This window comes from Leuconostoc sp. S50 (genome assembly GCF_016624925.1).
Taxonomy (GTDB): domain Bacteria; phylum Bacillota; class Bacilli; order Lactobacillales; family Lactobacillaceae; genus Leuconostoc; species Leuconostoc pseudomesenteroides.
The window spans coordinates 39754-52199 of the sequence record NZ_JACVUE010000008.1; the positions used below are offsets into that span (position 1 = coordinate 39754).

Annotated in this window: 12 protein-coding genes and 3 tRNA genes; 13 read left to right on the forward strand and 2 right to left on the reverse strand. The window is 39.9% G+C overall.

The window, feature by feature from the left end; translation table 11 throughout:
* The first annotated feature begins 88 nt into the window (after positions 1-88).
* From rplM to IAE53_RS07630, 6 genes are all read left to right on the forward strand, one after another.
* Complete coding sequence (rplM, locus tag IAE53_RS07605) at positions 89-532, forward strand: 50S ribosomal protein L13 (protein ID WP_004912891.1); 444 nt, start codon at positions 89-91, stop codon at positions 530-532.
* Positions 533-550: 18 nt separating this feature from the next.
* On the forward strand, positions 551-946 hold the full coding sequence (gene rpsI, locus IAE53_RS07610) for a 30S ribosomal protein S9 (protein WP_004912888.1): 396 nt from the start codon (positions 551-553) through the stop codon (positions 944-946).
* Between the two features lie 362 nt (positions 947-1308).
* Positions 1309-1932 carry a hypothetical protein gene (locus IAE53_RS07615; RefSeq protein WP_242019393.1) on the forward strand — a complete coding sequence of 208 codons (624 nt, stop codon included), beginning with the start codon at positions 1309-1311 and terminating at the stop codon, positions 1930-1932.
* 137 nt (positions 1933-2069) lie between these two features.
* Positions 2070-3158 carry a DUF871 domain-containing protein gene (locus tag IAE53_RS07620; RefSeq protein WP_148423462.1) on the forward strand — a complete coding sequence of 363 codons (1089 nt, stop codon included), beginning with the start codon at positions 2070-2072 and terminating at the stop codon, positions 3156-3158.
* Positions 3159-3213: 55 nt separating this feature from the next.
* Positions 3214-3296 (forward strand) — tRNA-Tyr (locus IAE53_RS07625).
* 39 nt (positions 3297-3335) lie between these two features.
* Positions 3336-3407 (forward strand) — tRNA-Gln (locus IAE53_RS07630).
* Positions 3408-3495: 88 nt separating this feature from the next.
* Here the strand turns inward: IAE53_RS07630 and IAE53_RS07635 are convergent.
* Positions 3496-3581 (reverse strand) — tRNA-Leu (locus IAE53_RS07635).
* A gap of 112 nt (positions 3582-3693) precedes the next feature.
* Between IAE53_RS07635 and IAE53_RS07640 the strand changes: the two genes are divergently transcribed.
* From IAE53_RS07640 to IAE53_RS07670, 7 genes are all read left to right on the forward strand, one after another.
* Positions 3694-4029 (forward strand): bZIP transcription factor, encoded by a 336-nt coding sequence (locus tag IAE53_RS07640; protein ID WP_148423463.1) that lies wholly within the window; start codon positions 3694-3696, stop codon positions 4027-4029.
* Positions 4026-4835, forward strand: coding sequence for a triose-phosphate isomerase (gene tpiA / locus IAE53_RS07645; RefSeq protein WP_139968026.1), 810 nt, complete (start codon positions 4026-4028; stop codon positions 4833-4835). The genes IAE53_RS07640 and tpiA overlap by 4 nt, the downstream gene beginning before the upstream one ends.
* Positions 4836-4942: 107 nt before the next feature.
* Positions 4943-6268, forward strand: a complete 1326-nt coding sequence (gene eno / locus IAE53_RS07650) for a phosphopyruvate hydratase (RefSeq protein ID WP_036067776.1) — start codon at positions 4943-4945, stop codon at positions 6266-6268.
* Between the two features lie 73 nt (positions 6269-6341).
* Entirely contained in the window at positions 6342-6956 is a 615-nt protein-coding gene (locus tag IAE53_RS07655) for a DNA-3-methyladenine glycosylase I (RefSeq protein WP_200136267.1), read from the forward strand.
* Between the two features lie 89 nt (positions 6957-7045).
* Positions 7046-8524 carry an HD domain-containing protein gene (locus IAE53_RS07660; RefSeq protein WP_148423465.1) on the forward strand — a complete coding sequence of 493 codons (1479 nt, stop codon included), beginning with the start codon at positions 7046-7048 and terminating at the stop codon, positions 8522-8524.
* A gap of 9 nt (positions 8525-8533) precedes the next feature.
* Positions 8534-10666 (forward strand): RNA degradosome polyphosphate kinase, encoded by a 2133-nt coding sequence (locus IAE53_RS07665; RefSeq protein WP_148423466.1) that lies wholly within the window; start codon positions 8534-8536, stop codon positions 10664-10666.
* A complete protein-coding gene (locus tag IAE53_RS07670; RefSeq protein ID WP_010278909.1) occupies positions 10663-11634 on the forward strand; it encodes a Ppx/GppA family phosphatase in 972 nt (323 codons plus the stop codon). Before IAE53_RS07665 ends, IAE53_RS07670 begins: the two co-directional genes overlap by 4 nt.
* Before the next feature lie 160 nt (positions 11635-11794).
* On the opposite strand, the gene IAE53_RS07675 is transcribed toward IAE53_RS07670, so the two are convergent.
* A complete protein-coding gene (locus IAE53_RS07675) occupies positions 11795-12430 on the reverse strand; it encodes a YigZ family protein (RefSeq protein ID WP_148423467.1) in 636 nt (211 codons plus the stop codon).
* Between the last annotated feature and the right edge of the window lie 16 nt (positions 12431-12446).

Below are 12446 nucleotides of genomic sequence, written 5' to 3' on the forward strand. Positions count from 1 at the left end.
TTACCTCACGATAAGCCCCGGAAACTTATTGTAATTGCTTGGCAAGGAACGGCCGAGCCTGTAAACAACTAATCAAAGGAGCGCAAACATGCGTACAACATTTTTAGCAAAACCAGGTGAAATCGAAAAGAAGTGGTATATTATTGATGCCAAAGACGTCGTTTTGGGACGTTTGTCAACAGTAGTAGCTTCAATTTTGCGTGGTAAGAACAAGCCAACGTTTACACCAAACGTTGACATGGGTGACAATGTCATCATCATCAATGCAAGCGAAGTTAAGTTGACTGGTAAGAAAGCTACTGATAAGATTTATTACCACCACTCAAACCACCCAGGTGGCTTGAAAGCTCGCACAGCAGGTAACTACCGTGAATTCAACCCTGAAAAGTTGCTTGAATTATCAATTAAGGGTATGTTGCCAAAGAACACTTTGGGTCGTAAGCAAGGCTTGAACTTGCACGTGTATGCAGGATCAGAACATGATCATGCAGCACAACAGCCTGAAGCACTTGACATCAACAAGTTGGTTTAAGAAAGGAGAATCTGAATTATGGCTACAGCAGTACAATATGCCGGCACAGGTCGTCGTAAGAATTCAGTTGCTCGTGTACGTTTGGTTCCAGGTAATGGCCAAATTACAATGAACGGCAAGGCAATCGAAGAATACATTCCTTTCGCTAACTTGCGTGAAGTTGTTTTGCAACCATTCAACGCAACTGAAACATTGGGTAACTACGATGTATTAGTTAACGTTGTTGGTGGTGGTTATTCTGGTCAAGCCGGTGCAACTCGTCACGGTATCGCCCGTGCTTTGTTGACAGTAGATCCTGATTTCCGTGCAGCATTGAAGGCAGCAGGTTTGTTGACTCGTGACTCACGTATGAAGGAACGTAAGAAGCCAGGTTTGAAGAAAGCCCGTAAGGCATCACAGTTCTCAAAGCGTTAATATTTTATTGGTTATATAGACTCTTAATATATAAGCGTTTTTGATTTATAGCGTGATTAAAAGTGTTGAGCGAAATTCGTTCAACACTTTTTTTATTGCATTTTTAGTCAATGCAATAAGTGGCAATGTTTCTTTTTTTATAAAATAATTCAGTGGATTACCGAGGTTATGGGCGACCAATAATGTGAAGAATTTCGATTATTAAGCGGTTAAACTGAAAAGTAAGGAAATGAATTCAACTTTAAGTTTGTGAATAGTAATCGAACAAATTGTGAATTCCGTTTAATCGGCAAATTGAGGTGATATAATAATTTTCGGAAAGTCGCTATTTATTACTTATATTTGAAAGGAATTTACATATTGTGCATTCAATTCTAGGTGTCATCGCAATGGGGGCAATCATTTATAGAAATGTTCCTGCATTAATTGCTCTGAAAAAAGGAACGTTTCAGCCTAGTTCACCAACCTGTTTTATTTGGGCCACTATTTCATTTATTGAGGCTATCATTATTTTGAGTAGCCATGGAGGTTGGGCTGCAACGTCAACAGTTGTGACAACAGTATTTTGTTTTTTCTTTGGTTTAAAGGGCATCAAGTTTATCAAGCAACAGCCTGTCTCAGCTAAGTTTCTTAGCACTATGGCTTTCTTCATAGTAGTACCAACGGCACTATCTCTTTTAAACGTAATTCCTTTAAGTTGGTTACTTATTGATTTGGCAATTATTGAAGCTTTAGCAATTATTCCAACTATTAAGAAAATTAAAAAAGCACCATTTTCAGAAAACCTTGAACTATATGTATGGGGAGACGCAGCCATGATTTTAAGCATTATAGCTGCTTCAAATATCAATTTTAATACAGTCTTTATACCTTTACTATGGATCGTTATTCTGACAGGCACGATCATTTATATGTTGGTTTTGCGTAAAGGTGCTGTCAATCAAAATAAGCCAGTAACTCAAAATGCTGATTCAACAGTTATTTAAGTTCACAGATAATCGCCCTGGTGATTTCAAAGCGTCTAATCATTGTATTAGACGCTTTTTGTTTTCTCCTAATAAAAAACATCAACAAAATGTAAGCGGTTACGTTATAATAGTATTAATGGAAAAGGAGCGAATAAATGCCAGAATTAGGACTATCAATTTATCCATCACAAGCAAGTTTTGAAAATAATGCAGCTTATTTAAAGCAGGCTGCACAGTTTGGTTTTACAAGAATTTTTACATCGTTATTAGAAATAAAAGGTGATGCTGATGCAGTTATTGCTGATTTTAAAAAAATAATTGCTGTTGGTAATGACTTGGGGATGAAAACAATCCTTGACATCAATCCAGCCCTTTTTGACCAACTAGGCGTTGATTACAATAACTTGAAATTCTTTGCTGACTTGGGCGCTTGGGGTATACGTCTTGATTTGGGTTTTACAGGGCAAGAAGAAGCGGCAATGACGCAAAATCCTTATGGTCTTAAAATCGAGGTTAATATGTCTCGAGGAACACACTATATTGATCAAATCATTGATTATGTGCCAAATCGTGATAACCTGATTGGGTCACATAATTTTTACCCACAGCGATTTACGGGATTGGGACGTGACTATTTTGCGAACACGTCAACACAATATCGTAATCATCACTTACGGACAGCCGCATTCGTAAATGCGCCTAGTGGCACTTTTGGTCCTTGGCCAGTATCGGATGGTCTCGTGTCACTTGAAGATCATCGTAGCTTACCAATCGCAACACAGATTCAAGAACTACGGCTGGGCGGTTTAATCGATGATGTTATCATAGGTAATGCGTTTGCTTCTGAGCTCGATTTAAAAGCGGCTAGTGATGCCTTCAAGCTTGGACGTCCACAATTACGTGTTGTGACAGAAAGTGACTTGAGTCAAGCAGAACAAGCGGTGCTCTTTAATCAAGAACAAATGTATCGTGGCGACAAATCTGACTATGTTTTGCGGTCTTCCATGACGCGTGTTATCTACAAAGACGAAGATTTTCCAGCAAAGCACACCGCCGCGATTAAACGTGGTGACCTATTAATTGACAATAATGAATTTGGTCAATATAAAGGCGAGTTGCAAATTGCGTTGCGCGATTTACCCAATGATGGTCGCATCAACGTAGTTGGACACATTCATGAAGATGACTTGAATTTATTACCACTAATTCAACCATGGGGCAATTTTGATTTGATACGTGGCTAAAAGGGGTTGTCAAGAACAACGATATTTGATATGATAGTAGAGTTGTTTGAGATATGGGAGTGTAGCGAAGTCTGGCTAAACGCGACGGACTGTAACTCCGTTCCTTCGGGTTCGTAGGTTCGAATCCTACCGCTCCCATTGCCGATTTAATAGTTAACGGCAAAATAAATTAACTATTGCCCCTTCGCCAAGCGGTAAGGCATCGGTTTTTGGTACCGACATGCGCTGGTTCGAATCCAGCAGGGGCAATCTAAAAGGCCTCTTACCATAGGGGCTTTTTTTCTTTGATTAATTATAGTGCCCACAAAAAAACGCTCACTAATGTGAACGTTCGTAGTGCAGCTGGCGGGAGTCGAACCCGCACGCCCTAAAACGGGCACAGGATCCTTAATCCTGCGCGTCTGCCAATTCCGCCACAGCTGCATATTATAATTGGCAACTCTATAATTATACCCATTTAATGCTGACACGTCAATAGAATTCTACTGACGCGACACCTCGAAGTTTGATAAAATGGAGGTAATGGAGAAATGACATGAAATTTTTTAATCGCAAGAAAGCCGAAGAAGATAATCCTGAAATTAAGGCACAAACTGAAATTTTACAAAGTGAAAACGATGATTTACTAGACCAAATAGAAGCACTGAAGCTTGATGTCACTGAACTTAAAGCCGAAAATACGCGTCTTTCCGAATTGCTAACAACAAGCAAATATTATCGGACGTTGGTTAAGACAGGTGGCGGATTAGCCGCTTTGTTTTTGAGTTATATTCTACTGTCAGTCGTTGGTGAATCATCACGCGATATTATTTGGTTACTGTTAATTGAAGCAGCATTTATTTTCATGATGCTCAAAGGAGACGAAAAATGAGTCAACATAAAGCGGCACGTGTGCCATTCGTGGTTGCTAACTGGAAAATTAATAAGTTGCAGGCAGATGTGATGGCGTTTTTGAATGAGGTTAACGACAAAGTACCTGACCAAAAAGTTGTCGAAACTGGTATTGCTGCTCAAGATTTATTCTTGGCAGATATGGTACGTGCCACAGAAAAGTCGCCTATTCATGTGGTAGCAGAAAATGTTCACTGGGAAGATAGTGGTGCCTATACGGGGGAAACTTCCCCTAAGGCACTCAAGGATATTGGTGCTAAATATGTATTGATTGGACATTTTGAACGACGCAAGTTTTTCAATGAAACCGATTCAACAGTTAACCTAAAAGTAACTGCTGCCTTACGTAACGGCTTACGTCCTATTATTGATGTTGATGAAGATATGAGTACGTATGCCCAATTTATGGATGCTGAACCATCTGTGGCACAAGTCGCGGCTGCATTGGCGGGTGTTTCAGTTGATCAAATTCGTAATGTCACATTGGCTTACGAACCAACTTGGGCAATTGGTTCTGGAGAAGCAGCGAGTGCAGACCAAGCGCAAAAAGCTGCTCATTTAATCAGACAAACATTGGCCAAGCTTTATTCACCAGTCATTGCAGAACAAGTTAGAATTTTATATGGTGGCTCTGTTACACCCGCAAATGCCCGAGAAATTATGCTCCAAGAAGATATTGATGGGGTGCTTGTCGGCACCGCAGCGTTGGATCCACAGAAGTTTTTGGAATTGGTAGCGATTGCCCATAACCCGACCATTCCTGATTTTGATACAGAAGAGGTTTAATCAACAATTATTTGGTCGTGATCCCACTATCAATTTTTGGCAAATTATCGCTGCTGTGTGATATAATAAACATGGTATAAAACCGAAAACCAAAGGAGAATAGACACATGTCTTTAATCACTGATATTATCGCACGCGAAGTCCTTGACTCACGTGGAAACCCTACACTTGAAGCTGAAGTTATCACAGAATTAGGTGGCTTTGGTCGTGGTATGGTGCCTTCTGGTGCTTCAACAGGTGAACACGAAGCTGTTGAATTGCGTGATGGCGACAAGTCACGTTTTTCAGGTAAGGGTACAACAAAGGCTGTTGCCAATGTTAACGATGTTATCGCAAAGGCATTGGTTGGTAAGTTTGATGTTACTGATCAACGCGCTATCGACCAAGCTATGATCGAATTGGACGGTACAGAAAACAAGGGTAAGCTGGGGGCCAACGCTATTTTGGCCGTTTCAATTGCTGCTGCCCGTGCTGCTGCTGATGAATTAGGTGTGCCTTTGTTCTCATACATTGGTGGTATGAACTCATACGTTTTGCCAACACCAATGATGAACGTTATCAACGGTGGCGCTCACTCAGCTAACAAAGTTGACTTCCAAGAATTCATGATTATGCCTGTTGGTGCCCCAACAGTTAAAGAAGCAATTCGCTATGGTTCAGAAACTTTCCACGCTTTGAAGAAATTATTGGAAGCTGACGGTAAGGCAACTTCAGTTGGTGATGAAGGTGGATTTGCCCCTGACTTTGCTGATAACGAAGAACCTTTGAAGTACTTGATTCGTGCGATTGAAGCTGCTGGTTACAAGCCAGGAAAAGATATTGCGATTGCTGTCGATGTTGCCTCATCAGAATTGTATGATGCAGAATCAAAGACATACAAGTTGCGTTGGTCAACAGGTGAAGAATTCACAACACCTGAATTTATCAAGTATCTTGAAGATTTGGCAGATCGTTACCCAATCATCTCAATCGAAGATCCTATTGATGAAAATGAATGGGAAGACTGGGCTACAATTACTGCTGAATTGGGCAAGAAAGTTCAATTGGTTGGTGATGACTTCTTCGTTACTAACACACAATACTTGGCTAAGGGTATCAAGATGGGTGCCGCTAACTCAATTTTGATCAAGGTTAACCAAATTGGTACTTTGACAGAAACTTTGGAAGCTATTGAAATGGCTAAAGAAGCTGGCTACACAGCTATTGTTTCACACCGCTCAGGTGAAACAGAAGATACAACAATTTCTGATTTGGTTGTTGCTACTAACGCTGGTCAAATCAAGACTGGTTCATTGTCACGTACTGACCGTATTGCAAAGTACAACCAATTGATCCGTATTGAAGAATTGTTGGACACAACTGCAAAGTATAAGGGTATCCACTCATTCTACAACTTGTCAGCTGATGCTCGCGAAGCAATTGAAAACAAGTAATTTAACTTTACTAAATCATCTCGTTAAGAGATGATTTTTTAGTATCTAAAAAATCAAAAAGGGTAAAACAATCATGGTATCAATAGATAATCTTTTAAAAACCACTCCGACTGACAATATGATCAAACGTTGTGAGTGGGTTAGCCACTATTCAGCCACTGACATGATGACAAAATATCATGATACTGAGTGGGGACAACCATTACGGGATAATGATGTTAAGTTATTTGAATTGCTCACTTTGGAAATATTTCAGGCTGGGTTAAGTTGGGAAATATCATTAAAAAAGCGCTCTGGATTGAACGAAGCTTTTTTTCATTTTGACGTTGACCGCGTCGCAAGTATGACGGAAGCTGATGTTTTGCGTCTGAAGCAAGATGAAAATATCATTCGTAATGGCTTAAAGATTGCGGCTACAATTAACAATGCTCGGATTATTCAACATTTGCAGGTTACTTTTGGTGGCCTATCTGAATATATGTGGCACTTCACTGATAATCAGACAATTAATCATCATATTACGCAACCATCAGAGATTGTCGCGCAGAATGCATTGTCTCAGCAGGTCGCTAAGGATATGAAAAAACAGGGGTTTAAATTTGCTGGTCCGGTGACGATATATTCTTATTTGCAAGCGATGGGTATTATTAACGACCATGAAGCGGCATGTGTTTTTAATCCAGAATGAGTGTCAGAATATTATTATGGTATTTTAATGATAATTGTAAACAATATCTTTACAAAAATATGTTAAACTAGCCAGAGAGGACACTTTTAATGGCGAAATTACAAGGTATTATTTTACTCAACTCAGGTGTTGCAGAATTACAAATTGTTGATGGCAGTGGTCATAAAATTGAAACTGTTAAACGAGAATACAGTGAAAATGATTTAGAGCTGAGGCACTTTTCAACCGAGGTCATGCAGCGTGCTTTATCCCAATTACAACGTTTTCAGCAGTTATTGCGGGATTACGATGTGACGACTGTTCGTCTATTTGGTAGTGAAAATTTGTCAAAAATGCCTAATGCTGTGTACTTTGTTGATCAGGTAGAAAATGTGACAGGATTAACAATGCGTTGGTTAAATGCTAACCAAGAAAATTACTACCGGCAATTAGCATTAAGGATGCATGAACAAAAAGTTTTAAGTGGCGGAAATGCTTTTGTTTTAGGTGTTAGTTCTACAAGAATAGATTTGTCATATTTTGAAAATGAACAGTTTAAATTTTCACAACATTCTGCTATTGGACCAGTTAGATTAACCCAATCAATTCGCAAAATGACAGCGGAAATCACACAAATTTCAGATCTTGTACCTGAATTTATTAATAGTAAACTTGCTGATTTTTGGCATATGTTACCACCTTTTCAACAAGCCGACAGTGTTGTTTTGTTAGGTGCTGATGTTTTAAACAACGTGTTTTTGGCGCATCAATCTTCAGTAACTATTACGAAAAAAGATGTTGAGAATCTAGTTGCAAATTTTACTCGTATGAATAATCAAGCAATTTCGGAAGAGTATACGATTGATAATAAAGATATTTGGATGATTTACATGGAAGCTGTATTAGTGCTCAATGTGATGTCTGCTGTCTCTGCCAAAAAGTTGCATATTAGTAATTTAACCGTATTGGATGGGTTAGTTGTTAAAGACACAACGGCGCAACAAGATATTATTACGGCGGCACGTGGGATTGCTGATCGTTACATGGTTGAGGATAAGCATCGTGAAATTGTTCTACAGTATGCATGGCGATTATTTGATCGGCTGAAAAAGATTCATCGTTTGGACCCGCGCGATCGTCTTTTGCTAGGGGTTGCTGCTTTGACACATGATGTTGGTAGTTTTATTAATTCACAGCGACATTACCAGTATTCGGAAGAAATATTGGAGGGAATTGACTTTCATGGCTTGTCGACGTCGGAACAACGCATGATTGCAGCCATAGCACGCTACCATAGCGCTGAAACACCGGACAATGCTTTACGTGCCACCAATGAATTTTCCCCAAGGCAACGTATCCGAATTGCTAAGATGGCCGCGCTGCTAAGATTAGCAGATGCGTTGGATGATAGCCGCTTGCAAAAAATTACCAAATTAACGGTGTCTGTGCAAGCAGAGAAAGTTGTTGTGACAGGACACACACCGTTAGATTTGCAATTAGAAATTTATGTTTTCACTAAAAAAGCAAGATTTTTTGAGGCAGTGTTTGGCATGCCGATTGTATTGAAACGACAAGGGAAGAGAGGCTAGGCAACGATTATGAGTGAATTAAAATTACCCAAGTACTATGTCAATCGAGAAGTAAGTTGGTTAGCGTTCAATGACCGTGTTTTAGAGGAAGCAAGAGATACTCAAAATCCATTATTAGAACGAGCCAAGTTTTTAGCTATCACGCAAAAAAATATGGATGAGTGGTTCATGGTGCGTGTAGCGAGTCTACAGCAGCAATTTTTTGTTGGCCATGACAAACCTGATGCAGCTGGACTACTGCCCAAAGAACAGCTAGACATTATTTCTGAAGCAGCTGGAGAACAAATTAAAAACCAGTACCAAGTATTAAATCGCAGTATTTTACCAGCACTCAAACGAAATGGTTATGAGTTAAAGCATGCAGATGATTTAAGTGCCGAACAGTTAAGCTTTTTGAAGCGTTTTTTTGATGAGGAACTGTTGCCGGTTTTAACGCCAATGGCAATTGACAGCACGCGCCCGTTTCCATTTTTGGCAAATGATACGTTAAACATTGGTGTTCGCTTAAAAAAAGACGATGAAAAATCAGAAAAGCATATAGCTGTCTTGCAGGTCCCAACAACATCAGGACGTGTGATTGCATTGCCAGAGTCTAATCAAGTCATTTTGATCGAAGAAGTCGTCCAGCAGTTTCTTGATGCACTATTTCAAGGCTATACGATTAAAGAGTCAACGGTCTTCCATATTTTGCGTGATATGGAACTAGACGTCGCTGATGATGAAGATACGCCAAACATTTTGCAGGAAGTACAAAGTAAATTGCAAGAACGTGAGCGTGGTCGCGTTATTCGCGTCATTGTTAGTGCCAATACAAGCAAAACGTTGATGAATAAGCTAATTAAAGCATTAGAAGTACCAGATGAACGTGTGTATGATGTGAATGGCGCAATCGATTTAACGTTTTTAGATGCTTGGCTTAAATTAATTGATGCCCCCACGCTAGAGTTTTCACATTTTAAAGGCTATGAAAATCCTGATTTGGTACCCGAAAAAATGTTTGCCAGTATTAAACAACGTGATTATCTATTGCACCATCCTTATGACACTTTCAAACCAGTGGTGCAGTTTATTCAAACGGCTGCTCGCGATGAAAATGTTTTGGCAATTAAAATGACGCTCTATCGTGTTTCAGGTAATTCACCAATCATCAAAGCATTGGCAGACGCAGCGCAACAAGGAAAACAAGTGACTGTGCTAGTTGAAATTAAAGCCCGCTTTGATGAAGAAAATAATGTTCACTGGGCGAGGGAATTAGAGCAAAAAGGTGTTCATGTTGTCTATGGCTTGCGTGGTTTAAAAGTTCATGCCAAAGTTGCCTTGGTGGTTCGTCGGGAAGATGATACCATTCGACGGTATGTCCATCTAGGAACCGGTAATTATAATGATGTGACAGCTAATTTTTATACAGATCTTGGCTTGTTTACCAGTGATGGTGAGTTGGGGGCAGATGTGGCTTCTATTTTCAACATTTTGACTGGCTATTCAGATCCTGTGTATTTCCACCAATTGCACATGTCGCCGGAAGGTATTCGCGAGTTTATTTACGACAAAATTCACGTTGAAATGGCCAATGCAAAAGCTGGCAAACCAGCAGGCATTAAAATGAAATTTAACTCACTTTCAGATGAACACATGATTCGACATTTATATGAAGCCAGTGAAGCTGGTGTGCCAGTTGAATTAATTGTCCGCGGTATTGTGATGTTGCGTGTCGGGATTCCAAAAATTAGTGATAAAATTGAAGTGCATTCAATTGTTGGTCGTTTTTTGGAGCATAGTCGCATTTATAGTTTTGAAAATGATGGCAATCCAGAAGTTTACCTATCATCAGCGGATTTGATGACTAGAAATTTGGACCGTCGAGTAGAGTTGTTGTTTCCTATTAAGAACCTTACCCTTCGACAACGTGTCTTATCAATTTTCAAAACCATGTGGGAAGACAACGTTAAAACGCGTGTTTTACAAGACGATGGTGTGTTTGAAAAAATAGATCGACGCGGTTTGTCAGCCAGCAACTCCCAAGAATTTTTTATTGCGGCTTCATTGGCAGAACAAATTGAATTACAACAACGTGAAGAGGCGTTACATCGGCGCCGAGATTTTGAACCAATTAATAATCCATTTACAGGGGAGGAAGTATGACAATACTAGCGGTGATAGATCTAGGATCTAACTCAGTCCGTATGACGATTAGTAAGTACCATCAGGATGGTCACTATGAGGTTTTGGAGCGTTATCAAGAAATGGTGCGTTTGTCCGAAGGCATGGGCGAGGATAAAATTTTGCAGCCCGAAGCTATTGCACGAACACTAGACGCGCTTAAACATTTTAAAAAAGCGTTATCAGTTTATCCTGAGGCCGACATCAATGTTAGGGCAGTAGCGACGGCTGCAGTGCGTCAGGCGGCTAATCAAGATGAATTTCTAGTAGCATTTAAGAACACAATGGTGTGGCCGTTGGAAGTATTAACTGGTGAACAGGAAGCGCATTTTGATTACGTTGGTATTGTTAATACGCTTAACATCAACGATGCCTTGATACTAGATACTGGTGGCGCTTCGGCCGAGTTAGTGCTAGTCAGAAACAAGGAAGCGTTACATGAAGTGAGTTTGCCCATTGGCGCTGTCACAATTAGTGAAGGTTACCTAGAAAAAGATATCGTGAGCGCTGCTTCATTATTTGAAGCCACTGTCGCCTTACGGCGAATGTTTGGTGATGTCTCATGGCTAAATGAGGCAGCAAATTTACCTTTGGTTGCGCTAGGGGGCAGCAATAGAACATTAGCAAAGATTTCGCGTCGACAAAAGAAGATTGTTGATTTACCAGTTCATGGCTACCATTTGAGCACGCAAGATGCTACTGCAATTTATCAGATGATTTTAAGCAAAGATCTAGATGAACGCAAAAAAATGGCTGGTTTAGCTAAAGAACGTGGGGACATTATTATTGGTGGGTTACTACCTTTGATGGAATTACTGATTCTGTTGAGCGGCCAGCAAGTCATTTTCTCTCAGTCTGGGCTACGTGAAGGAATTTTATTTGAAACGATCAAACGTGAAACTGGACATGATGTCATAGCGCCAGAGCCGGCAGCCATGACAATTGATTAATAAAAAAGCTGATACTGTATCAACAGTATCAGCTTTTTTTGCTACAAAATTATATCAGAGCATTTATAATGATCCACCCGGGAGTCGAACCCGGATTTCAAGAACCGGAATCTTGCGTGCGATCCATTACACTAGCGGATCATAACTATTTAATTATAGCCTATTTGACCGGAATTTCAAAGAAAGTTATGTCACCAATATCAAACACAATATTCCCGGCAAATTGATTCGTCAGTGTATTTTGAAAGCTAGGCAGTCCTTCTTCAGACACAGGGACGATTAAATGAACGTTTTCATCGTAATTTGTGCTCATAATTTGATAGTCATTTTGTGTTAACCAGTAAGTTAGGCTATCAACGTGCTTGTAGGCAATTGTAATAGTCACTTGATGCAACGCTAGTCGTTCGACAAAGCCAGCTGCTTTCAACCCGTCTGCTGTTGTGCTAGCATAAGCACGAATTAAGCCCCCAGCCCCTAGCTTGACACCGCCAAAATAACGCGTCACAACCGCCACAACGTCGTGAATTTTATTTTTCTGGAGGACCTCTAACATTGGTACACCGGCCGTACCATTAGGTTCACCATTGTCACTAAAACGTTGTATTTGATCTTGATCACCTAGCATATAGGCAAAAACGTTATGGTTGGCTTTGTAATGTTGCTTGTTGATTTGTGCAATAAATAAGCGTGCTTCTTCTTCAGAATTAATTCGCGCAACATTCAAGATAAAGCGAGATTTTTTAATAACTTGGTCCCAAGTATATATTTTTGGGAAAATTGTGAAGTAATGTTCCATACATCGTATTATACAG